The organism is Halorubrum sp. SD690R (assembly GCF_005435035.1).
In the GTDB taxonomy this organism is placed as follows: domain Archaea; phylum Halobacteriota; class Halobacteria; order Halobacteriales; family Haloferacaceae; genus Halorubrum; species Halorubrum ezzemoulense.
This window is the reverse complement of sequence record NZ_SGTV01000012.1, coordinates 74,986-97,645: the sequence shown is the minus strand read 5'-3', so window position 1 is coordinate 97,645 and position 22,660 is coordinate 74,986. Positions and strand designations below refer to the sequence as shown.

General features: G+C 71.1%; 23 protein-coding genes. 10 read left to right on the top strand and 13 right to left on the bottom strand.

The annotated features are described in order from the left end of the window. Positions 1 to 16 precede the first annotated feature (16 nt). From gpmI to nadA, 5 genes are all read right to left on the bottom strand, one after another. Entirely contained in the window at positions 17 to 1,540 is a 1,524-nt protein-coding gene (gene gpmI / locus EXE41_RS09535; RefSeq protein WP_137690836.1) for a 2,3-bisphosphoglycerate-independent phosphoglycerate mutase, read from the bottom strand. 122 nt (positions 1,541 to 1,662) lie between these two features. Continuing rightward, on the bottom strand, positions 1,663 to 2,616 hold the full coding sequence (locus EXE41_RS09530) for a DUF6293 family protein (RefSeq protein ID WP_049931568.1): 954 nt from the start codon (positions 2,614 to 2,616) through the stop codon (positions 1,663 to 1,665). Positions 2,617 to 2,725: 109 nt separating this feature from the next. Next, complete coding sequence (gene nadC / locus EXE41_RS09525; protein ID WP_086216591.1) at positions 2,726 to 3,550, bottom strand: carboxylating nicotinate-nucleotide diphosphorylase; 825 nt, start codon at positions 3,548 to 3,550, stop codon at positions 2,726 to 2,728. Then, a complete protein-coding gene (locus EXE41_RS09520) occupies positions 3,550 to 5,097 on the bottom strand; it encodes an L-aspartate oxidase (protein WP_137690835.1) in 1,548 nt (515 codons plus the stop codon). Before EXE41_RS09520 ends, nadC begins: the two co-directional genes overlap by 1 nt. Before the next feature lies 1 nt (position 5,098). Beyond that, positions 5,099 to 6,229, bottom strand: coding sequence for a quinolinate synthase NadA (gene nadA / locus EXE41_RS09515; protein WP_137690834.1), 1,131 nt, complete (start codon positions 6,227 to 6,229; stop codon positions 5,099 to 5,101). 341 nt (positions 6,230 to 6,570) lie between these two features. Between nadA and EXE41_RS09510 the strand changes: the two genes are divergently transcribed. After that, on the top strand, positions 6,571 to 7,878 hold the full coding sequence (locus EXE41_RS09510) for an acetamidase/formamidase family protein (protein ID WP_137690833.1): 1,308 nt from the start codon (positions 6,571 to 6,573) through the stop codon (positions 7,876 to 7,878). A 155-nt stretch (positions 7,879 to 8,033) separates the two neighbouring features. Here the strand turns inward: EXE41_RS09510 and EXE41_RS09505 are convergent, their stop codons facing one another. Further along, on the bottom strand, positions 8,034 to 9,020 hold the full coding sequence (locus EXE41_RS09505) for a M48 family metallopeptidase (RefSeq protein ID WP_137690832.1): 987 nt from the start codon (positions 9,018 to 9,020) through the stop codon (positions 8,034 to 8,036). Between the two features lie 169 nt (positions 9,021 to 9,189). Between EXE41_RS09505 and EXE41_RS09500 the strand changes: the two genes are divergently transcribed. Continuing rightward, positions 9,190 to 10,269, top strand: a complete 1,080-nt coding sequence (locus EXE41_RS09500; protein ID WP_049931574.1) for an aminopeptidase — start codon at positions 9,190 to 9,192, stop codon at positions 10,267 to 10,269. Positions 10,270 to 10,308: 39 nt separating this feature from the next. Here EXE41_RS09500 and EXE41_RS09495 read toward each other — a convergent pair whose 3' ends face one another. Continuing rightward, entirely contained in the window at positions 10,309 to 10,701 is a 393-nt protein-coding gene (locus tag EXE41_RS09495; protein ID WP_049931575.1) for a hypothetical protein, read from the bottom strand. Between the two features lie 111 nt (positions 10,702 to 10,812). Between EXE41_RS09495 and EXE41_RS09490 the strand changes: the two genes are divergently transcribed. Continuing rightward, positions 10,813 to 11,097 carry an amphi-Trp domain-containing protein gene (locus tag EXE41_RS09490; protein ID WP_089308128.1) on the top strand — a complete coding sequence of 95 codons (285 nt, stop codon included), beginning with the start codon at positions 10,813 to 10,815 and terminating at the stop codon, positions 11,095 to 11,097. A 114-nt stretch (positions 11,098 to 11,211) separates the two neighbouring features. Here EXE41_RS09490 and EXE41_RS09485 read toward each other — a convergent pair whose 3' ends face one another. Further along, positions 11,212 to 11,769, bottom strand: a complete 558-nt coding sequence (locus EXE41_RS09485) for a response regulator (protein ID WP_049931577.1) — start codon at positions 11,767 to 11,769, stop codon at positions 11,212 to 11,214. 260 nt (positions 11,770 to 12,029) lie between these two features. On the opposite strand from EXE41_RS09485, the gene EXE41_RS09480 reads away from it, so the two are divergent. The 3 genes from EXE41_RS09480 to EXE41_RS09470 all read left to right on the top strand — a co-directional run bounded on the left by EXE41_RS09480 (position 12,030) and on the right by EXE41_RS09470 (position 14,707). Next, complete coding sequence (locus EXE41_RS09480; protein ID WP_049931578.1) at positions 12,030 to 13,253, top strand: proteasome-activating nucleotidase; 1,224 nt, start codon at positions 12,030 to 12,032, stop codon at positions 13,251 to 13,253. 439 nt (positions 13,254 to 13,692) lie between these two features. Continuing rightward, positions 13,693 to 14,238, top strand: a complete 546-nt coding sequence (locus tag EXE41_RS09475) for a pyruvoyl-dependent arginine decarboxylase (RefSeq protein WP_137690831.1) — start codon at positions 13,693 to 13,695, stop codon at positions 14,236 to 14,238. Positions 14,239 to 14,329: 91 nt separating this feature from the next. Further along, a complete protein-coding gene (locus EXE41_RS09470; protein WP_006628157.1) occupies positions 14,330 to 14,707 on the top strand; it encodes a DUF5811 family protein in 378 nt (125 codons plus the stop codon). A 29-nt stretch (positions 14,708 to 14,736) separates the two neighbouring features. Here the strand turns inward: EXE41_RS09470 and EXE41_RS09465 are convergent, their stop codons facing one another. From EXE41_RS09465 to EXE41_RS09455, 3 genes are all read right to left on the bottom strand, one after another. Beyond that, the gene (locus tag EXE41_RS09465) at positions 14,737 to 15,645 is read right to left on the bottom strand and encodes a succinylglutamate desuccinylase/aspartoacylase family protein (protein WP_137690830.1); all 909 of its coding nucleotides are present in this window, start codon (positions 15,643 to 15,645) and stop codon (positions 14,737 to 14,739) included. Between the two features lie 56 nt (positions 15,646 to 15,701). Further along, positions 15,702 to 17,306 carry a lipopolysaccharide biosynthesis protein gene (locus EXE41_RS09460; protein ID WP_137690829.1) on the bottom strand — a complete coding sequence of 535 codons (1,605 nt, stop codon included), beginning with the start codon at positions 17,304 to 17,306 and terminating at the stop codon, positions 15,702 to 15,704. A 91-nt stretch (positions 17,307 to 17,397) separates the two neighbouring features. Next, the gene (locus EXE41_RS09455; protein ID WP_137690828.1) at positions 17,398 to 18,384 is read right to left on the bottom strand and encodes an aldo/keto reductase; all 987 of its coding nucleotides are present in this window, start codon (positions 18,382 to 18,384) and stop codon (positions 17,398 to 17,400) included. Between the two features lie 91 nt (positions 18,385 to 18,475). Between EXE41_RS09455 and EXE41_RS09450 the strand changes: the two genes are divergently transcribed. After that, positions 18,476 to 18,703 (top strand): hypothetical protein, encoded by a 228-nt coding sequence (locus tag EXE41_RS09450; RefSeq protein ID WP_233127177.1) that lies wholly within the window; start codon positions 18,476 to 18,478, stop codon positions 18,701 to 18,703. Here the strand turns inward: EXE41_RS09450 and EXE41_RS09445 are convergent. Together EXE41_RS09445 and EXE41_RS09440 are read right to left on the bottom strand one after the other, a co-directional pair. Next, positions 18,663 to 19,085 carry a hypothetical protein gene (locus EXE41_RS09445; RefSeq protein WP_094582958.1) on the bottom strand — a complete coding sequence of 141 codons (423 nt, stop codon included), beginning with the start codon at positions 19,083 to 19,085 and terminating at the stop codon, positions 18,663 to 18,665. The genes EXE41_RS09450 and EXE41_RS09445 overlap by 41 nt on opposite strands. A 66-nt stretch (positions 19,086 to 19,151) precedes the next feature. Then, entirely contained in the window at positions 19,152 to 20,234 is a 1,083-nt protein-coding gene (locus EXE41_RS09440) for an alanine--glyoxylate aminotransferase family protein (RefSeq protein WP_137690827.1), read from the bottom strand. A 145-nt stretch (positions 20,235 to 20,379) separates the two neighbouring features. On the opposite strand from EXE41_RS09440, the gene EXE41_RS09435 reads away from it, so the two are divergent. The 3 genes from EXE41_RS09435 (at position 20,380) to EXE41_RS09425 (ending at position 22,635) form a co-directional block, all read left to right on the top strand. Next, entirely contained in the window at positions 20,380 to 20,976 is a 597-nt protein-coding gene (locus EXE41_RS09435) for a metal-dependent hydrolase (RefSeq protein WP_176450665.1), read from the top strand. Positions 20,977 to 21,073: 97 nt separating this feature from the next. Beyond that, on the top strand, positions 21,074 to 22,102 hold the full coding sequence (gene thyA, locus EXE41_RS09430) for a thymidylate synthase (protein WP_049931586.1): 1,029 nt from the start codon (positions 21,074 to 21,076) through the stop codon (positions 22,100 to 22,102). After that, the gene (locus EXE41_RS09425) at positions 22,102 to 22,635 is read left to right on the top strand and encodes a dihydrofolate reductase (protein WP_094495544.1); all 534 of its coding nucleotides are present in this window, start codon (positions 22,102 to 22,104) and stop codon (positions 22,633 to 22,635) included. The genes thyA and EXE41_RS09425 overlap by 1 nt, the downstream gene beginning before the upstream one ends. Positions 22,636 to 22,660: the final 25 nt, after the last annotated feature.

Genomic DNA, 22,660 nt, shown 5'->3' with positions numbered 1-22,660 from the left:
AGAATCGATCCGAAGTTTATCGTTTACTCTCCAGCAGGCTCTCGCCGGTCATCTCATCGGGGCGGTCGCGCTCCATCAGGTCGAGCAGCGTCGGGGCGATGTCGCACAGCGACCCGCCCTCGCGGACCCGCTTCGCGCCGTCGTCGCCGTCGGGCGTCAGGTAGACGAACGGGACCGGGTTGTACGTGTGGGCGGTGTGGGGGTCGTCCGCGGTACCCATGTCGTCGGCGTTGCCGTGGTCCGCGGTGACGACCGCGTGCGCGCCGGCGTCGGCGATCGCGGAGAGCAGGCGGTCGAGCTGGGCGTCGACGGCCTCGACCGCCTCGACGGCCGCCTCGAAGTCGCCGGTGTGGCCAACCATGTCGGGGTTCGCGTAGTTCAACACGAGCAGGTCGGGGTCGTCCGACGCGATGGTCTCGACGGCCTCGTCGGTCACCTCGGGCGCGGACATCTCCGGCTGCTGATCGTACGTCGGCACGTCCGGGCTCTCGACGATCGTCCGGATCTCGCCCGGGAACTCCACCTCTCGGCCGCCGTTGAGGAAGTAGGTGACGTGAGGGTACTTCTCCGACTCCGCGATCCGGAGCTGCGTGCCGCCGGCGTCCGCGACGACCTCGCCGATCGTGTTCGCGGGGATCTGCGGCGGGAACGCCACCGGGAACTCAAACGTCTCGTCGTACTCGGTCATCGTCGTCATGCGGACCTCGGGCTGGCCGAGGTCGAACTCCCACTCGGGCCGCGTGTCGGTCAGCATCCGGACCAGCTGTCGGGCGCGGTCGGCGCGGAAATTGAAGAATATCACCGCGTCGCCGTCGGCGAGGGCGGGCTCGTCGGCGACGAGCGTCGGCTCGACAAACTCGTCCGTCTCCCCGCGGGCGTGTGCCTCGCGGGCGGCCGCAACCGCGCTCTCGGCCTCGTTCGGGGCCTCGCGACCGACGATGGCGTCGTACGCCTTCTTCGTCCGCCCCCAGTTCTCGTCGCGGTCCATCGCGTGGTAGCGCCCCGTCACGGTCGCGACATGACCGGTGCCGCGCTCGTCGGCCTTCGCGGTCACGTCGGCGAGGAACTCGTCGGCGATCTCCGGGGCCGTGTCGCGGCCGTCGGTGAACGCGTGGCTCGTGGCGGGCACGCCCGCGTCGGCCGCGGCGTCGATCAGCGCGAGCAGGTGTTCCACGTCCGAGTGGACGCCGCCGTCGGAGACGAGCCCCATGAAGTGGACGCGGCCGCCGGTCGAGTCCGCGTGGTCGAGCGCGGCCGCGACCGCGTCGTTGTCCGAGAGCGACCCCTCCTCCAGCGCGTCCGTGATCCGGGTGTACGCCTGCTTGACCACCCGCCCCGCGCCGATGTTGAGGTGGCCGACCTCGGAGTTGCCCATCTGTCCCTCCGGGAGCCCAACGCGCCGCCCGTGAACCACGAGGCGGCCGTCGGCCCCGCGCTCCGTCGCCGCGTCGAACGTCGGCGTGTCGGCCGCCTTCACGGCGTCGCGGCGGTCGTGGTCGCCGAGCCCCCAGCCGTCGAGGATAACGAGTGCCGTCTCCATACCGCAGCGTGCCGCCCGGAGGCTAACTACCCTTCGATGGGCGGCATCTCGCTCGCCGCCGCTCGCGTCACGTCCCGGTCGTTCACTCCGCGTCCCGAGGGTTTACCTCACGTCCCAGCTGTTCACGCCACGTCCCGATCCTCGTCGGCGTGCGAGCGGACCCACAGCTCCCCGATCCGCGAGAGGCTCGTCCGGTAGGACTTCCCGTGCTCCTCGCGTTCGATGTACCCCTTCCCGCCGGGACCGAGCCGGTCGACGTTGTAGATCACCTTCGAGCGGAACGAGTCCGTGTACTCCTCGTTGAGCTCGGCCGCGAGCGTCTCCGCCAGCTCGGAGACGGACTCGAACTCGCCGTGCTCGCCGAGCGTGAACAGCACCAGCTCCTCGAACGGCTTGACGTTCTGGAAGGAGGCGACCGGCAGCTCGATCACGTGGCGGTCGCCGATCCGCTTCGCGCCGATGGTGGTGCCGCGCTCGTCGAACTCCGCGAGGAGGTCCGTGGTGCTCGCGAGCCGATCGGCGACGCGGTCGGGATCGACGCCCGCGTCCGCGAGCGCGTCGGCGTCGCTCCCCTGGTCGAGGTCGCGCAGGAGGTCGCGGGTCGCGCGGAGTTCCTCCGCCAACTCGGTTTCGAGGTACTTCTCGGGGGCGGTGTAGTAGGTGTGGATGCGGTCGCGGTCCGCCTGCCGCTCGACCATTATCGAGTGGGCCGCGGTCGCGAACGCGAAGGAGACGGGCCGGGGCATCGAACAGAGGTTCACCCACACCTCGCGCTCGTCGGACTCGTCGACTCCCTCCTCGCGATCGAGTTCGGCGTTGATCAGGTCGAAGGCGCGCTCGAAGGCGGCGTCGTAGTCGTACACGTCGTCCAACTGCTCGCGGACCGTCTCCGCGCCGAGCAGGTTCTGGAAGTCCTGTTCCAGTTTGCGCGCGATGTTGCGCGAGTACTCGACGTTGGCCTCGCTGCCGACCGTCCCCTCCAAGAGGATCACCCGGTCGACGTCGAACTGGTCCCGGATGAGGGGGGCGATCATCCGGTCGTAGTCGAACCCGACGGGCACGACGTGGGTCTGCATACCCTGACCGTGGGTGTGGGATTCATAAAAACCACCAGATCACTCCGCGACGCGAGCGGTCGCGAACGGAGCCGACCTCGCCGCCGGCGCCCGTCTCGCCGGCGGCGAGCTACCCGTCGCTTCCCGTCCGGAACGACAGGTCGAGCGCCGGCGCGGAGTGGGTGAGCCCGCCCATCGAGATCACGTCCACCCCGGTCGCGGCGTAGTCCGGGACGGTCTCGACCGTGATCCCGCCCGACGCTTCGGTCAGCGCGTCTCCGTCCGCGGCGGCCACGCGCTCAGCCGCCGCCGTCGTCTCCGGTGGCGCCATGTTGTCGAGTAGGACGACATCGGCGCCGGCCGCGGCGGCGCGCGCGGCGGCGTCCGGGCCCTCGACCTCGACCTCGACGCCCGTCGCGAAGGAGGCGCGCTCGCGGAAGCGCTCGATCGCCTCCGTCAGCCCCAGCTCCGCGACGTGGTTGTCCTTGACCATGACCATGTGCGAGAGGTCAAGGCGGTGGGTGTCGCCGCCGGCGGCCGCGACGGCGCGCTTCTCGACCCCGCGGAGTCCGGGCGTGGTCTTGCGGGTCGCCGCGACTTGGACATCCGGGTCGACCTCGCGGGCGGCCGCGACCGCGGCGTCGGTCCGCGTCGCCACTCCCGAGGCGTGGGCCGCGACGTTCACGGCGACGCGCTCGCCGCGGAGGACCGCCTGTGCCGGTCCCGCGACCCGCAGCAGCGCGTCGCCGGGCTCGACCGCGGTCCCGTCCGCGACGCGCTCGGTCACGGTCGCGTCGAGGTAGTCGAACACGGCGCTCGCGGCGTCGACGCCGGCCGCGACGCCGGACTCTTTCGCGACGAGCCGGCCGCTCGTCTCGCCCGGCACGTCGTTCGTCACGTCGTGGTGCCCCACGTCCTCGCGGAGCCAGCGCTCCACGTCGGCGTCGGTGAGCATCAGTCGTCGGCCGCCGGCCCGGGTTCGGCGGGCTCGGCGTCGTCCGCGACGTAGTGCGTCCCGACGCTCTCGTCGTTCGCCAGCGCCTGTCGCGTCACCAACAGCGCCGTCACGGTCGCGTTGCGGAGCTCGTACAGCGAGCGCGAGGTCCGCGTCCGGACGTAGGCGTCGACCTCGCCCTTGAGCCGCCGCAGGACGTTGAGCGCCCGTCGGAGGTCGGCGGGGTCGCGCTCGATTCCGACGTGCTCTCCCATCACTCGGCGGAGTCGACGGAACTTCTCGCGGGCGAACGCTGACGGGAGGTCGGGGTCGCGGTCCAGTAGGTCCGGGGGCGCGACCCGCTCTGGGTCCGCCGGCGCCCCGTCGGAACCTGCCGCCTCGGCCGCGTCGGCGCCCGCTCGGAGCCCCCAGACGAGCCCTTCGAGGAGGCTCGTGGAGGCGAGGCGGTTCGCGCCGTGGACGCCGGTCCGCGCGCACTCGCCGACCGCGTAGAGCCGGTCGAGGGTCGTCCGCCCGCGGTCGTCGACGGCGACGCCGCCGCAGAGGAAGTGTTCGGCGGGCGCGACGGGGATCCCCTCGTCGGGATCGACGCCGCGGTCGGCGCACTTCTCGGCGAGCCCGGGGAACGCGCCCGCGAAGTCGAGCGGCCCCACGTCGAGGCGAACCTCGCCCGTGGCGTCGCGCTCGGCGGCCACGGCCCGCGAGACCACGTCGCGCGGCGCGAGTTCGGCGTCGTCGTGATACTCCGGCATGAACCGCTCGCCGTCGCCGTTGCGCAGCAGCGCGCCCTCGCCGCGGACCGCCTCGCTGACCAGGAACCCCTCCTCGTCCGGGCCCGCGTCGTACGCCGTCGGGTGGAACTGGACGAACTCCATGTCGGTCACGTCGGCGCCCGCGAGCGCGGCCATCGCGACCCCGTCGCCGGTGGCGCCGCGGGGGTTCGTCGAGCGCGGGAACAGGTCGCCGACTCCGCCGGTCGCGAGCACGGTCGCGTTCGCGTACATCGGGACGCGACCGTCGTCCGACGCCACGACGGCCCCGTGGACCCGCCCCTCGCGCGTGATCAACTCCAGCGCGGCCGCGTCGCCGACGACCTCGACGCCGTCGCGTCCGTCGAGGTGGTTCAACAGCGGGACGTGGACGTGCTCGCCCGTCGCCGCGCCCACGTGGAGGATCCGTTCCTCGCTGTGGGCGGCCTCGCGGCCGTAGTCGAACGCGTCGGCGCCCGCCTCGCGGTCGAACTCGACGCCGAGCGTGTCGACGAGCACGTCCCGGACGGCGCCGTCGGCGTTCTCGACGAGCACGTCGACCGCGTCCGGGTCGGCCGTCCCGTCCGAGGCCGCCAGCACGTCGCGCTTGAACCGCTCCGGTCGGTCGCGGGCGACGGCGATCCCGCCCTGCGCCCACCACGACGCGGCGTCCGCGGGGCGCGTGGCCTTCGTCGCCACCGTCACTTCGCGCCCCTCGCGCGCTGCGGCGAGCGCGGCCGTCAGGCCGGCGATCCCCGAGCCGACGACCAGCACGTCTGCGGTCTCGTGGCCCGTCATCTCACACCTCCAGCATGCGGTCGAGCGCGACGCGCGCGAGCTCCTTCTCCTCGGGCGCGACCTCGACGACGTTGCGCTCGCGTCCGGCGGCCAGCTCTTCGAGCACCCACGCGAGGTAGTTCGGGTCGATCTGGCGCATCGCGTTACAGTCCATACACGCCTCGCCGCACAGCGGGACGACGTTCACCTCCGGGTGCCACCGCTGGAGGTGGCGGGTCAGGTGGACCTCGGTGCCGATCGCCCACGTCTCGCCGGGGTCGGCCTCGGCGACGGTCTCGCGGATCGTCGCGGTGGAGCCGACCACGTCCGCCGCCTCGACGACCTCCCGGCGGCACTCGGGGTGGACGACGACTCGCGCGTCCTCGTGGTCCGCCCGGACCTGCTCGACGTGTGACGGGCTGAACCGTTCGTGAACCTGACAGTAGCCGTCCCAGAGGATCACGTCGTTGTCGACGACCGCCGCCGCGTCGGCGGAGGCGGCGTCCCACGGGTCCCACTCGGCGATCTCCTCTTCGAGCCCGAGCCGGTGGGCGGTGTTCTCCCCCAGGTGCTTGTCGGGGAGGAACAGCACTTTGTCGCCCTCGTCGAGGGCGTACTCGAAGGCGCGGTGGGCGTTCGAGGAGGTACACACCAAGCCGCCGTGCTCGGCGCAGAACGCCTTGAGGTCGGCGTAGCTGTTCATGTAGGTGACCGGTACGACGTCCGCGTCGGTCGCGGCCGTCAGCTCCGCCCAGGCCGCGTCGACCTGGAGCGCCTCGGCCATCCCCGCCATCGGGCACGACGCCTCCATGCTCGGGAGGACGACCGTCTGGTCGTCGTCGGTGATGATGTCGGCGGACTCGGCCATGAACGTGACCCCGCCGAAGACGACGTACTCCGCGTCGGCCGCGGCGGCCTCCTTGCTCAGCTGGTAGGAGTCGCCGACGAAGTCCGCGTGCTCGACGATCTCGCGTCGCTGGTAGTTGTGGCCGAGGATTACCACGTCGTCGCCGAGCGCGTCCAGCGCCCCCTCGATCCGTCGCGTTCGCTCGGCCTCGTCGAAGTCGCGGTATTCAGGCGGAAGCTGTTCGAGATTATCGTACTTGAAGAGACTGAGTTCGGTATCGAACTCAGCGGTTTCCATTGCTGGCATAGTGTATTTTCGTCGCGTACTTTCTCACAGACTCGTATAGTGAAAAGATTTTGTCTTCAATAACCCTGTTCGACTGATTACAAGCTCTTTGAGTTCGTTCAGGAGCGCTATTTTCAAACATCTCGGGCGGTCTCGCCAGCGATCTCGGGAGCGCGGGCCGGTGACCACTCCCCGGGGGCCGCGAGCCCGACAGACCCCGAGTGCGGTAGGAGCTCCCCGCCGCGGGCGATCCGCCGAGCGAGCGCGCCTCGTGATTCCCGGGATTCGCGGCCCTCGGGATTCGCCGCGCGAGTGCCGCCTCCCTTACGGTTATGACGTGTCATACCGTACCACTATACGGTATGGCGCAAACAGAGGTCAAAGAGAAACTGTACGTCGACCAGTACACGCTCGGCCTCGTCGGGCCCGACCAGGAGTGGGCCGGGACGGTCGCCGACGGCGGCCGGGTGACGACGTACACGCCGCCGGGCTGTTGGGGGCCGATGGTGACGCCGTCGTTCCGCGGCGGCCACGAGGTGACGCGCCCGATCCGCGTCGAGGGCGCCGAGGTCGGCGACGCGGTCGCGATCCACATCCGCGACGTGGAGGTGACGAGCATGGCGACCAGCACGGGCTCGATGGCGGAGCGGGACGAGGCGTTCGGCGACGACCCCTTCGTCGACCACCGCTGTCCCGAGTGTGGGACGACGTGGCCCGACTCCGTCGTCGAGGGCACCGGCGAGGACGCGATCCGCTGCGCGGAGTGCGGCGCCAACGCCTCCTCGTTCGGCTTCGAGTACGGGTACACCGTCGCGTTCGACCACGAGAACGCGGTCGGGATCACCCTCGACAAGGACGGGGCCCACGAGCTCGCGACCGACGCGGAGCGCGTGATGGACATTCCCGAGAACGCCCGCCAACACCCGATCCTGCTGTACGAGCCGGACGGGATGCCCGGAACGCTGGGTCGCCTCCGCCCGTTCATCGGCAACATCGGCACCACGCCGCCGGTGACGATGCCCGACTCGCACAACGCCGGCGACTTCGGGCAGAACCTGATCGGCGCCGACCACGACTACGGGGTCGAGACCGAGGACGACCTCGACCTGCGCACCGACGGCCACATGGACGTGCCCGAGGTCCGCGCGGGCGCCACGCTGATCTGCCCCGTCGTCGTCGACGGCGGCGGGGTCTACGTCGGCGACCTCCACGCGAACCAGGGTGACGGCGAGCTCTCCCTCCATACCACCGACGTGAGCGGGACCGTCACGATGGACGTGGAGGTGATCGAGGACGTCGACCTCGACGGCCCCGTCCTCCTGCCGAACGAGGAGGACCTCCCCTTCATCAGCGCGCCCTACAGCGACGAGGAGATCGAGGCGGGCGACGACCTCGGAGACGAACACGGCGTCGACATCGACACCGACGCCGCCCCGATACAGGTGATCGGCTCGGGCGCGACCGCCAACGACGCCACGCAGAACGCCTTCGACCGCGCCGGGACGCTGCTCGGCATGAGCGAGGGCGAGGTCCGCGCCCGATGTACGTTCACTGGGGGCGTTCAGATCGGCCGGCTGCCGGGCGTCGTCCAGCTCGACATGCTCGTGCCCGCGGACGTGCTGGAGGAGTCCGGCCTCGGCGGCGTGACGCGCGAACAGTACGGGCTGTAAGTCGGAGCGTCCGTCGCCGCGGTCGATCGCCTCGCTATTGCTGCCGGCGGACCGACGGCACGCACCGGCAGAGCCCCGGTCGCTCGCCGATAGGTGACTGCTGGCCGAGCGGTGACGACCACCGCAATATCCTCCGGCCTCGTGCCCGACGCCTCTCACCGCCGCGCCCGCCCGCGCCCGGCGGTCGTCCGCGACGGCCCCGCCGGGATCCGGCGCGTCGGCCCCTGTGCCTCCGCCCTCTCTCGCAGGCGCTCGACGCGCTCGTCGGTCGACGGGTGCGTCGACAGCCAGCGCTCGACCGCCTCGTCGGTCCGCTTGTGCGTCGAGAACGGGGCGAACGACCACGTCGGATCGGTCGCGCGCTCGATCCGGCGGAGCGCCCGCGCGAGCGCCACCGGGTCGCCGGTCACCTCGGCCGCGCGGTCGTCGGCCGCGAACTCCCGCTTGCGCGACCGCGAGCGAGCGACGAGCGTCGCGAGGACGAATCCGGCGAACAGCGCGCCTGCGAGCGCCCGGTGGAGCCGCGCGAAGGGGCCGGACCGGTCGCCCGGTCGCCCGCGGATCCACGCCGACGCGGCGGCGAGCCCCGACAGCGCGAGCAGCGCCGGGAGGGCCACCACGGTGGCGATCCCGACCAGCGAGCGCCCGATCCCGTCGGCCATCGCGATCGCGAAGCCGTCGTTCCCCTCCAAGTGCGCCAGCTCGTGCGCGAAGATTGCCTCGATCTCGCGGGGGGCGAGCAGCCGGAACAGCGACCGGTCGATCACCAGCGCGCCGCCGTCCGCCCCGCCCCCGACCGCGAACGCGTTCGGCGCGCGGGCGTCGGTGACGTACAGCTTCGGGCGCGCGACGTCCATCCGCGCCGCGAGCGAGTCGACCCGGCGGTGGAGGTCCGGCGCCCGCTCCCGGGGGACGCGGTCCCCCTCCAGGTTCGCGAGGATCTGCGCGGTACCGAGCCGGTAGCTGAGGTACGCCGACCCGAGCGCGGCGGCCGCCAGCAGCGCGAGGAGGACCGGGAGGTCGGGGCGGGCGGCCCAAAGCACGCGTAGCAGGTCCGCGACGAACAGCGCCGCGGTCAGGTAGACGGCGAGCAGGGCGACGCCGACGACCGCCGCGGCCGCGCGGAACGCGAGCCGAGACATGGCCGGAGCTACGCGACGGCGGGGCAAACGCGTTGCGGCCGGGGCGGTCGCGGCGGTCGCCGGCGCCGCGTCGCGACGGCTCGCCGCCCGGGCTCTCGGCGTCCCGACCTCACCCACCCGCCACGCCGGAAGGAAAAGCGGTAATTCCCCGGCGGCGAAACCGGCTGTCATGGACGCACGCGTCCGCGAGCACGCCGAGATAATCGCCGACCACGCCACCGGCATCGAGTCGGGCGACGACGTGGTCATCCAGATGCCCAAGGAGGCCGAGGACCTCGCCGTCGCGCTCCACGAGGTCTGCGGCGACCGCGGGGCGAACCCGATCTACCTCAACTACTCGAAGCGCGCCCAGCGCGCCTTCAAGCGCTCCTCGGAGGAGTTCACCGAGCCGAGTCACCGCCGGGCGCTCTACGAGGAGGCCGACGTGTTCGTCATCGCGCGCGGCGGCGCGAACGCTACCGAGGACGCCGACATCGACCCCGAGACCAACGCCGCGTACAACCGCGCGATGGAGGACGTCAAGCGGACCCGCCTCTCGAAGACGTGGTGTCTCACGCAGTACCCGACCGCGAGCCACGCCCAGCTCGCCGGGATGAGCACCGAGGCGTACGAGAACTTCGTGTGGGACGCTGTCTCGCTCGACTGGGACGAACAGCGCGAGTTCCAGTCGAACATGGTCGAGATCCTGGACGAGGCGGACGAGGTTCGGATCGTGTCCGGCGAGGAGACCGACCTCACGCTCGACGTGTCGGGGAACTCCACGCTCAACGACTACGGCGAGGCGAACCTCCCCGGCGGCGAGGTGTTCACCGCGCCGACGCGCGACGGCGTCGACGGCGAGGTCCACTTCGACCTGCCCCTCTACCGCTACGGCCGCGAGATCGACGGGGTCCGGCTCCGGTTCGAGGACGGCGAGGTCGTCTCCCACTCCGCCGAGCGCAACGAGGATCTCCTCTCCGGCATCCTCGACACCGACGAGGGCTCGCGTCGCCTCGGCGAGCTCGGCATCGGGATGAACCGCCAGATCGACCGGTTCACCTACAACATGCTGTTCGACGAGAAGATGGGCGACACGGTCCACATGGCGGTCGGGTCGGCTTACCCGGAGACGGTCGGCGAGGAGAACGCGGTCAACGAGTCCGCCGAACACGTCGACATGATCGTCGACATGAGCGAGGACTCGGTTATCGAGGTCGACGGCGAGGTCGTCCAGCGGAACGGGACGTTCGTCTTCGAGGACGGGTTCTGAGGCGGCCGGCGTATCGAGCGCCGTCGCCGCGCGCGCCGCTCACGCCGACTCGGCGGCTCGCTCCGCGCTCCGGCGACCGAACGCCGCGTACGCGACGAGGAGGACGCCGAACAGCCCGACGGTGCCGAGCGCGGCGGGGACCGGGTAGTCGGCGAGCGGCGCGATCTCCCCCTCAGGCGTCCCGAACACGTCGACGACGCCGGTGCCAACCGACAGCGCGAGCACGGCGAGCCACATCGTTCCGACGGCGTACCCGAGCGGGACCAGTCGGTCCGTGCGTGCCGCGTGCGCGACGACCGCGCCGCCGCCGAGGACCGGGAGCGCGACGAGCGGGCCGGTCGGGTCGGGGAGAAGAACGCTCCCGCCGAGCGCGATCGCCGTCCAGTAGACGACGACGGCGACGGCCCTGCGGAGCGGGTCGGGGACGGACATGGCGTGAGCGTTCGGGCGGGTGGCACAAAACGGTCCGGGGCGTCCCGCCGCCCGCGCGTTCCCGCGGACACCGCGGCGACATTTATATCGCGAGGACGCGTACGGACCGGTATGCCCGAGGAAGTCATCTTCGAGTCCGAGAGCCGGCGGAGCCGCGAGGAGATTGCCGCGTACCTGCGGACGGTCGCGGACTCGCTCGACGACGGGAGCGCGATCACGCTCAGACGCGGCGAGGAGTCGACGACGCTGGACCCCCCCGCGAGACCGACCTTCGAGGTGAAGGCGGAGCGCGAGGGGCCCGCGGAAGGGCCGGGCGAGCTGAGCGTCGAGTTCGAGCTGGAGTGGGACGAGAACGGCGGCGAGGAGAGCGCGGACGGTGAGCTAGAGATCGAGTAGTCGGACTGTTCCGGGGTCGGCGACGAGAAGGGTGCGTCTCGTTCGCCGCCGACAGTCCCCCGTTCGCCGTCGACCGCCCGCCGTTCGTATATCGACCGCGTCGCGCGTGTCGCGCTACGGGACTTCGCCGGGGACCTCGACGAACGCGTCGCGTGCGGAGAGGTGATCGAGCGTGTCGTCGACCTCGACGCGGACCGACTCCATCCGGTCGAGGAGCTCCTCGTACTCGTCGGAGTTCGTCGTGCCCGCGGCCTCCAGCGCCGCCTTCTTGGAGGCGAGCGCGAAGAACTCCTGGCTGCGCTCGTCGAACGCGGCGCGGTGGAGCAGCACCTCGACGAGCGTGACCAAGTCCTCCTTGGTCACCGGCTTCGTCTTGTAGTCGTCGAACGGCATCTCGACGATGTCGACGTCCGGCTCGACGGCGGTCAGCATCGCCACGCGGGCGTCGTACCCCTCGTCGCGGATCGCGTCTAACACCTCATGGCCCGACATGTCGGGCATCCGTCGGTCCAGGAGGACCACGTCGACCGCGTCGTCCATCGCGTCGAGCGCCTCCTCGCCGCCGGTCGCGATCCGAACGTCGTAGGACGGGTCGAGGTACACCCGATACAGTTCCGCGAGGTCCGGCTCGTCGTCGACCGCGAGGACGGTCGCGTCCGGATCGCCCGTCATTGGCGGGACCTCCCGGTCCGTCCCTCGCGGTTCGCGAGCGCCGGACCGGCGCGTCTGCCCGCCGTTCGTGCGTCCATGAGCGGGTGTTAGCTCACCTCCGTCTAAAACGTTGACTCCCAATTATCGTATTTGATACCGCAGGAGGCTGAGGGCGTTCACCCCCGCTCCGGGGGCTCGGCGGTCGCGCTCGTCTCGCCGATCCAACGGTCTCTCCGTGACCCAAAGGCACATTTACGCCCGCATCCTATTCCGGATAACGAATGTCTCACAGCCCGTCACTCCCCGACCGCCCGCGGTTGGAGCTCGACCCCGAGATGAGCGACGCGGAGCGGCTGGAGGCGATCCGCCAGCACTACCGGCGGATCGTTCAGGTGAACGATGAACTGGAAGATCGGCTCGCCGACGCAGAAGGGCGCCGCGGCGAGCTGAAGGACGACGTCGAGCAGCTGAAACGCGAGAACGAGGTCCTGAAGACCTCCTCGCTGTACATCGCCTCCGTCGAAGAGATCACCGACGACGGCGTCGTGATCAAACAGCACGGCAACAACCAGGAGGTCCTCACGCAGGCCGCGACGCGGCTCGACGAGGACCTCCGTCCCGGCGACCGCGTCGCGATCAACGACTCGTTCGCGGTCCAGCAGGTGCTCGACGACGAGACCGACTCCCGGGCGCAGGCGATGGAGGTCACCGAGTCCCCGGAGGTCGAGTACGCCGACATCGGCGGCATCGACGACCAGATCCGGGAGGTTCGCGAGGCCGTCGAGGACCCCCTCGAGAACCCCGAGCAGTTCGAGACGGTGGGCGTCGAACCCCCGAGCGGCGTCCTGCTCCACGGCCCGCCGGGCACCGGGAAGACGATGCTCGCGAAGGCGGTCGCCAACGAGTCCGACGCGACGTTCATCAAGATGGCCGGCTCCGAGCTCGTCCGGAAGTTCATCGGCGAGGGCGCGCGGCTCGTCCGCGACCTCTTCGAGCTCGCCGCCGAGCGCGAGCCCGCCGTCATCTTCATCGACGAGATCGACGCGGTCGCCGCCAAGCGGACGGACTCGAAGACCTCGGGCGACGCCGAGGTCCAGCGCACGATGATGCAGCTGCTCTCCGAGATGGACGGCTTCGACGACCGCGGCGAGGTCCGGATCATGGCCGCGACCAACCGCTTCGACATGCTCGACGAGGCGATCCTGCGTCCCGGCCGTTTCGACCGCCTCATCGAGGTGCCCGAGCCCGGTCCGGAGGGCCGCGAGCGCATCCTCGAAATCCACACCGCGGACATGAACGTCGCCGACGGCGTCGATCTCGGCGTCGTCGCCCGCGACCTCGACGGGTACAGCGGCGCGGACATCGCCTCGCTGGCGACCGAGGCCGGGATGTTTGCCATTCGCGACGGCCGCACCGAGGTGACGCAGGCGGACTTCGAGCAGGCCCGCGATAAGCTTCAGGATGCGGATACAGAGGACGAGCAGGTCATCAACTACCAGTACTGAGGCGACTGCGACTACGTGATTGAAGTTCGGTTTTTGCGAGGTGCTGTTGTGCCCGTTTCTTCGGCTGAAATTCCAGCGGTTCGTTTATAAATAGTTGACTGTGGATCGGCGGCGACCACCGCCAAAGCCCCAGCCGTGAGGCGGGCGCAGGCGATGTAAGCACCGCAGCGAGTGAGCGGAGCGCAACGAGCGAGGGGCGCAACGAGCGTGCGCCCGCCTCACGGCTGCCCCTCTGAGTCCCGCCCGCACCGCGCAGCACCGCACCTCACGCTTCCCCAACCTCGTCGCTCGCTGCGCTCGCGACTCCCTCGCGCGTGCTGCTCGCGGCCTACCGGCCGCTCGCAGGCACGCGCCACCGCCTTTTTAATGATCTTTATACTCTCCGCGCCGGCGGGCGGGTTCGTAACCCCTTACCGCGCTCGCCGCCGATTCGCCGGTAATGAACACCATCCACGTCGCCGGCGGCGTCGGCGTCGCCGACACGGCGATGGCCTCCTACGACGCCGCGCTCGCGGACGCGAACCTCCACAACTACAACCTCGTGGCGGTCTCCTCGGTCGTCCCCGCCGAGGCGACCGTCGAAGCGGTGTCGGAGGCGCCGGATCTGGGTCCCGCTGGAAACCGGCTCACGGTCGTCGAGGCGCGCCGGACGATCGGTCCCGGGGACGAGGTCGACTTCCGCGAGGGCGGTCGCGCGGGCGCCGAGGGCGCCGAGTCGAAGCGGGCGCCCCGCCGACATCCCGACGCGGTCGCGGGGCTGGGCTGGACGACCGGCCCGGGACCGGGACTCTTCTACGAGGTGACGGGGGAAGATCCCGAGGGCGTCCGCGACCGGATCCACGCGGGGCTCGACGCCGGAGGCGACCTCCGCGACTGGGACCTCCCGGACCGCGAGACGCGCGTCGAGACGGTCGTCGCCGAGCCGGACCGGTACGCGACCGCGGTCGTGGTCGCGGCGTACGGCGAGTCCGAGCCCATCCTGTAGCCGGCGCGAGCGGTCCGGCGTCGGGTCGAAACCGCGGTCGCCGCCGCCGACGCCTTTTTGACTCGGCTCCGCGTACTTGTCGTGTCTTCGAATGAACGGCAACAACCCGTACGCCGGGGCACCGGGTGTGACGGACGCGGGCTCGCCCGCGGCCGTCGACCTCTCTCCGGACCAGGAACGGCAGCTCCGGCGCGCGGTCGCCGGAATCGTATCGCGCACGGAATCGTATCTGCCCGACAGCTACGCCGTCGGCTCCGAGCTGTCCGTCGGCGCGAACGGTCCGCAGGCGACGGTCGCCGTCAACCCCCCGGCCGGCCACCCCGTCTCGGCCGGGTTCACCCCCGACCCGGAGGACTTGGACGCCGGCATCGCCGAGTCCGACACCGACGAGGTCGCCCGCGGCCTCGCCGCCAGCGCGGCGGTTCAGGTGATGGACGCGGTCGGCGACATCACGCCGACCGCGAAGTGAGCTCCGGCTAACACGCAGTCCGACCGTTCTTACCGGTCCGCGCCGTTCCGCGCTCCGTCGCTTTCTCCCGTGCCCTCCGAGTCGTCGCGCGGGTACACCCGCAAGTCGCCCTCGCCCGGCGGCCCCAACGCGCCCGTGACGCGGCCGTACATGCCGAAGATGTCGTCGTACCCCTCCTCGCTCGCGAGGATCGGGACCAGCCCCGGCTCCTCGACGCGGTGGGTGTACACGTCGTCCTCCGCGAACACGGCGCCCTCCGGGATCGCCTCGAAGTTCGCGAAGTGGACGCGCGGCTCGCCGCCGCCCTTCGGCACCTCCTCGTCGCCTTTCACCACGACCGTCTCCGAGAACGTCGGCGGCTCGTCCGCGATCGCGCCGTGAACGCGGAGGAACGCTCGACACGCCTCGTGGCCGAACTCGACGGCCGCCTCGCTCCCCTGTCGGCCCACCTCGATCGAGACGGTGTGCGGGATCGTGGAGTCGAGCGTCGTCGACCGCAGGCCGCTCGCGTCGACGACGTGGTCGACCGGGAGCCCGGTGACGGTGCGGCGGACGGACTCCGTGAGGTCGCTGAAGATGGCGAACGGCGGCGGGGCGCTGTGGGAGGTGTGGAGCGCGAGCACGGCGTCGAACTCCTCCAACTCGGCGGCGAGCCGCGGCGCCAGCGCCCGCTCGTACTCGTCGCTGTCGGCGTCGCCCGGGAAGGCCCGGTTCAGGTCCGCGTCCGTGTAGCGCGTCTCGGCCGCGATCGCCGGTTCGTTGGCGAGTATCAGCCGGACGAGTCCGTCGGACTCCACGCGGTCGTCGTTCGGGTCGAGGGGTGGGAGTTCCTCGGCGAGCCGCTCCACTATCCGGACGCCGGCGGGCTCGTCGCCGTGGATTCCGCCGACGATCGCGACGCGGGCCGACCCCGCCGACCCGCGGTCGATCGTTTGCATACCGTGGGTACGACGCGGTCGGCCAATAAATCGTCGCGATCCGCACGCGGGGATCCTCAGCGGTCGAACCGCTCCGCGATCGCGGCCCGGTACCGGCGCGCCAGCCGCCGCGCGACGAACCGGTCGCGGGGGTCCACGCCGAGGAGTCGGAGCGCGGCCGCGTACGCCGCGAGCCCGATCACGCTCCCCGCGAGGACCGCCGGGAGACCGGCCAGCAGCGCCCGGACCGCGAACATCGCGGCGGCCGCGACGCCGCCGGCCGCGAGCGGGGTGAGGAACGTCCGGTCGAACGGCCACAGCCCCTCGAAGCGGCGGAGGAGGACGACCTGGATCCCGTTCTGGACCGCGATGGCGAGCGACGTGCCGAGCGCGGCGCCGACGAGCCCGTAGCGGACGACGAACGCGTACGTCAGGCCGACGTTGAGGACCGCGAGCAGCCAGTCGAGCGCCATCCGCGCGTACTGGTGGTCCGTCATCATCAGCAGCCAACCGGTCGCGCCGACCGCGCTCCCGACGAAGACGCCGCCGAGGTAGACGACGAGCGGGAGGTACCCGGCGACGTACGCCTCGCCGAACAGGCCGAGTATCTCCCGGCCGTACACCACGAGCGCGGCGAGTATCGGGACGACGGCCGTGACGATCTGGCGCGTGACGGAGCCGTACACCTCGTTGAGCGTCGCCGTCCGGTCGTCCGCGTACAGCTCCGAGGCGACCGGCGGGAGCAGTTGGTTGAAAGATAAGAGCGGGATCCACGCGACCGCGATCACCACGAGGACGACGTTGTACACGCCCGCCGCGGTCGCCGTCAGCAGCGCGCCGACGAGCAGCACGTCGACGCGGTTCTGGAACACCTTCCCGAGGCTGCTCATCGCGACGGGCGCGGCGTGGTCGTAGAAGCGGCGCGCCTCCGCGCGAGCACCGCGGAGCGTCGGGCGAACACCGGTGACGGACGCCGAGAGGGGGACGGCGGCCGCGGCGAGCAGTCCCGTCGCGGCGACGATGGCGCCGGCGACGCCGACGACCGAGTAGCCGAGCGCGAGCGCGCCGACGGCGCCGACCAGCCGGACGCCCGGGCGCAACAGCTTGTTGAACAGGACCTCGCCGCGGGCGGACCCCACCGCGCGGAAGAGCGCGGACGCGACCATCACGACCCCGAGCAGCCCGACGAGGCCGCCGAACGCGCGCATCGTTCCCGTGAACGCCGGCTCGGTGACGGTGCGGGCGTTTATCTCCGGCGCCGCGAGCCAGACGCCGGCCGCGATCGCGACCCCGAACCCGATCGTCGTCGCGTACGCGAGACCGGCGACGGCGCCCTGCCGGCCCCCGTCGTCCGCGTACTCCGGGAGGTACCGCTGGATCGCGGGGACGCTGCCGAACGTCACGAGCCGGGAGCAGAGCTGAGCGATCCGCCACGCCAGCGCGTACACGCCGTAGGCGGTCGGGCCGAGCCCGCGGGTCAGCGCGAACTCGGCCGCCACGATTAGCGCGCGCTGGCCGGCGACCCCGCCGGAGGTGAGCACAGCGCCGTGCGCGATCGTCTCTAACGCCTCGCGCTCGTCGTCGGGGATCTCGCCGCGCTCGCGCTCGTCGTCGGGCTCGGTCGCCGCCGCCTCGCGTTCGTCGTCGGGCTCGGTCGCCGCCGCCTCGCGTTCGCTCTCCACGGTCGTCTCTGCCGATCCGGTCGCGGTCGCGCAAAAAAAGGAACGCGTTTCGCGGCCGGCCCGACCGGACTCGCGGTCCCGCGGCCGCGACCTACCAGCGCTGGTGGACGTGTTCGCGCACGTGTTCGTCGTACACCGCCGCCGCGGCCTCGCGCTCGGCGTCGGAGAGCGCGGCGGCCACGCTCGCGGCCGCGTTCGCCCGGATGTGGTCGGGGGTCGTCGAGCCCGGGATCGCGGTCGAGACGGCGTCGTGGTCGAGGATCCAGCGCAGCGCGAACTCCGAGAGCGGCCGGTCGTCCGGCAGGCGCTCGTCGAGCGCGTCGGCCGCGTCGAGGCCCGCCTCGAAGGGGACGCCGGCGAACGTCTCGCCCACGTCGAAGGCGTCGCCGTCGCGGTTGTAGTTCCGGTGGTCGTCCTCGGGGAACTCGTCGTCGCGGGAGAGCGTGCCCGTCAGCAGCCCCGAGGCGAGGGGCACCCGGCAGATCACGCCCACGTCGCGCGCGGCGGCCTCGTCGAGGAACAGCTCCGCGGGCCGCTGCCGGAACGGGTTGAAGATGATCTGGACGCTCTCGACGCCGGGATACTCGATCGCCTTCAGCCCCTCCTCGACGCGCTCGACGCTGACGCCGTAGGCGTCGATCCGACCTTCGGATTCGAGCGTCGCGAGCGCGTCGAACGTCTCCGGCCGGTAGTACACGTCCGTCGGCGGGCAGTGGAGTTGGACCAAGTCAAGCGTCTCGACGCCGAGGTTCTCCCGCGAGCGGCCGACGAACCGGCGGAGGTTCGCCTCCGTGTACCCGTCGGGCTCGTGGGGGTCGAGTCGGCGACCGGCCTTGGTCGCGACGGTCACGTCGCCGGCCGCGATCTCGTCGGCGAGCGTCTCGCCGAGGATCCGCTCAGAGCGACCGTCGCCGTACACGTCGGCGGTGTCGAAGAAGTCGATCCCGGCGTCGCGCGCAGTCTCGACCGCCGCGACCGCCTCGTCCTCCGTGACCTCGCCCCAGTCGCTCCCGATCTCCCACGCGCCGTAGCCGACCTCGCTGACCTCGCCGACATCGCCGAGTTCGCGGTGGTTCATACTGTCCGCTACTGATCGCGGCGGGGGCAAGGGCGTTCCGGAGGCGGCGAGGCCGCGACGTTCCATTCCACCGCTCACTTTTACCTGGAGCGTGGACGACACGAGAGACATGGCGAAGCTCGGGCTGGTAGTGAACGCGGTCGGTCTCCTGCTCAGCGCGGTCGGCACCCTCCTGCTGTACGCGCACGTGACCGACGAGTACCACTCGCACATTCAGGACATCGGGTCGATCGCGGTCGGCTACCTCGGCGTGATCCTGTTCGGGATGTCGGTGTCGCTCACCGGGATCGCGCTGTTGCTGCGGCGGTCCGCCGACTGAGGCCGCCTCCCTCGTGCGGGAACGGGAGGTGCGCTCGTCCCTGGTCCCACTCGGCGTTCATCACCCGCCAGCGGGGGTTGTCCCGCCACAGCGACAGTTCGTCGCGTTCGGCGAGCCGATGCGCCGTGGACTTGTCGTGGCCGTTCGCCCGGTGGAGGATCTCTCTGAGCTCATGATACAGGATGAACCGGTCGTACCTCGACCACTTCTCGGAGATCCAGACCTCGTTCCTCGGGATGCCTAGGTCGTCGGCCGCTGGCGGGTAGATCAGCTCCCCGTCGAGTTCGACGCGGTAACAGGCGTTGTACTTCGCGATCCTCTCGTGGGGGACGTGTTCGACCGTCCAGCCGTGCTCCCGGATCGCCTCGCGTGGCGACGGCATAACCGGATCGCCCGCCGCGTCTGAGTTGAAGATATCGGCGGTTTGCGGGCTCGTCTCACTCCTCGTTCATAACACCGCCGCCAGCGCGTCCATCGTCTCGTCGACGCGCTCGACTCGCGCGTTGTGACCCATGTGGCCGACGCGGAGTACGTCTCCGGCGTCTTCGCCCAGTCCGGTCGCGAGAATCACGTCGTGCTCCTCGCGCAGCCGCTCCTGAAGCGCCTCGGCCCGACCGGGGACCTCGAAGGCGGTCACCGTCGGCGAACTGCGCTCCGGGTCGGGAACCGGCTCCAGTCCCAGCTCCGCACCGCGCTCGCGGCACCGGGCCGCGGCCGCCTCGTGTCGCTCTCGGACCGCGTCGAGGCCCTCGTCCAGCAGCAGCCCGAGCGCCGCGTCGAGCGCGACGACCTCGGTCGTCAGGTGCGTGTACGGGAACCCGTCGCTCACGTCGCGGAACGGGAGGAAGTTCGCGTACAGCGAGTGCGGGTCCCGCTCCTCCATCGCGGCCCACGCGCGCTCGCTCACCGCGGCGGTCGCGAGCCCGGGCGGCGCGCTGAAGCACTTCTGTGAGGCCCCGAGGCACACGTCGATCCGGTCCGTCGGGACCGAGACGCCGCCGAGCGACGAGACGGCGTCGACGACCGTGAGGACCTCCGCGTCTGCGGCCTCGATCCGGTCGAGCGCCGCCGTAACGTCGTTGAGCGCGCCGGTCGGTGTTTCGCAGTGGACCATCGTCGCGATGTCGAAGTCGGCCTCGTCCCCCGCCAGCGCCTCGTCGAGCGCGTCGACCGGGAGCGGCTCGTCGCGGTCGGCGGCGACCAGGGTCGGGGTCCCCCCGTACGACTCCACGAAGTCGGCGAACCCCTCGCCGTAGAGCCCGTTCGACAGACACAGCACCTCTGTGCCGGGCTCGACGAGCGACGCGACCGCCGCCTCCAGCCCGAGGATCCCCTCGCCGCCGAGGGCGACGACATCGCGGGCGTCCCCTCCGGGTGCGTCGGTGTCGACGCCGTAGACCCTCGCGAGCCGGTCGGTGAGCCGGTCGTATATCTCCCGGAACCGCGGGTCTACGTCGGGGTGTATCAGCTCACGGGACATCGCGTCGCGCACGGGCTCTGGGACCGCGGTCGGCCCCGGCGTCATGAGCATACGTCCCGGTTTGACCGCCCGTATATAAACCGTCCGCGCGAAGCGCGACGGTCGGCGCCGCGGTCGAGCGATCGAGACGGTCGGGCGACGGAAACGGCCGGGCGACATACTCATATATTTCTGTCGCCTGAGTACGATCACAATGATGCTCCCGACCCACGTGCTGGCGGGGATGCTGCTCGCGACCCCGCTGGCGCTCGTGGCGCCGGAGCTGGCGCCGATCGGGTTTGTCGCCGGCTTTCTCGGCGGCCTCACGCCGGATCTGGACATGTACGTCGGTCACCGGCGGACGCTCCACTACCCGGTGTACTACCCGGTGATCGCGGTGCCGGCGCTGCTCGCGGCGGCGCTGGCGCCGTCACCCGTCACCGTCGGCGCCGCGTTCTTCCTCCTCGGGGCGGCGTTCCACAGCGTCACCGACATGTACGGCGGCGGGCTGGAGCTCCGCCCGTGGGAGGGGAACTCCGACAAGGCGGTGTACGACCACCACCGGGATCGGTGGATCCCGCCGCGCCGCGGCGTCCGCTACGACGGCGCGGTGGAGGACCTCGCGCTCTCCGTCGCGATGTCGGTGCCGCTGTACCTCCTGCTCGACGGGCCGCTCCGACGGCTCGTCGTCGCCACGGTGATCGTCGCCGCCGTGTACGCGGTCCTTCGCCGGCGTCTCGCGGACGCCGCCGCAGTGTTCTTCCCGCTGCTGCCGGCGGTGTTGGACCCGTACGTCCCCGAGCGGTACCGGTGACTGCGGCGGGTTCGATCAACGTTATTAGGTTCCCCGCCCCGTTTCATCCGATATCAGCCCGCGCCGGCGACGGCCGTCCCGGCGCGTCCACCCCACCATGCAACAGTACCTCGATCTCGTCGACGACGCGCTCTCGACGGGCACGTACAAGCCGAACCGGACCGGCGTCGACACCATCGCGACGTTCAGCGGGCAGTACACCGTCGACCTCGCGGAGGGGTTCCCCCTCCTGACGACGAAGAAGATGGACGGCTACCGGTGGAACTCGCTCATCCACGAGGTGCTGTGGTACCTCTCCGGCGAGGAGCACATCCGGAACCTCCGCGAGGAGACGAAGATCTGGGACGCGTGGGCCGACGAGGAGGGGAAGCTCGACACCGCATACGGTCGGTTCTGGCGGCGGTACCCCGTCCCGGAGGCGGCGGCCGAACTCCCCGGCGAGACGTGGCCCGACGACGCGGACCGCTGGGTCACCGTGGAGGAGGACGACGACGGGACGCGGCGGCGCACGTTCGACCAGATTCAGTACGTCCTCGACACGCTCGAAGAGAACCCCCACTCCCGCCGGATGGTCGTGAACGCGTGGCACCCGGCGAACGCCGCCGTCTCGACGCTACCGCCCTGCCACTACACCTTCGTGGTGAACGTCCAAGACGGCCGGCTCAACCTCCACCTGACGCAGCGGTCGGGCGACATCGCGCTCGGCGTCCCGTTCAACATCGCGGCGTACGCGCTGCTGGCGAACGCGCTCGCGCAGCGGACCGGCTTCGAGGTCGGGGAGTTCGGCCACACGGTCGTCGACGCGCACGTCTACTGCGGCCGCGGCGAGCGCGGGAAGTGGTACGCGAACAATCTCCGCTACGTCCAGGAGCGGCTCGCGAACGTCGAGAGCAAGGAGGACTACCTCGACGTGAAAAGCTGGGTCGAGCGCACCGCCCCCGACGAGCCGAACGGGCAGGAGGGGTACGACCACGTGCCCGGCCTGCTCGAACAGCTGTCGCGGACGCCCCGCGACCGCCCGCGGATCGAGATCGCGGACAAGCCGCTGGACGAGCTGACCTACGAGGACGTCGAGGTCGTCGACTACGACTCCGCGGACGGCATCTCGTTCGCGGTCGCGGAGTGATGGCGGGCATGGATTCGAACCCGGACCTCGTCCTCGTCGCCGCCGTCGCCGAGAACCGCGTGATCGGCGACGGCGACGCGATGCCGTGGCACTACCCAGCGGACCTGGCACGGTTCAAGCGCCTCACGACCGGCCACCCGGTGATCGTCGGTCGGAAGACGTACGAACGCATCGCCGAGCGCGTCGGCGGCCCGCTCCCCGAGCGGACGAGCGTCGTGTTGACGACCCGCCCCGTCGACGACGGCGACTTCCCCGACGGCGCGGTCGTCGCGCACGACGTCGAGTCGGCGCTCGCGCGGGCGAGAGCGGACGCCGCCGACCGCGGCGTCGACGACGTGTACGTCATCGGCGGCGCGACGGTGTACGAGGCGTACCTCGACCGCGCCGACCGGATGGAGATCACCGAGATCCCCGAGCGCCCCGACGGCGACACGCGGTTTCCGGACTGGGACCGGGAGACGTGGGTCGAGCGCGCCCGCGAGACCGACGACGACCTCGCGTTCGTCACCTACGAGCGGCGCGACGCGGAGTGATCGGCGCGACGCGGAGTGAGCGAGC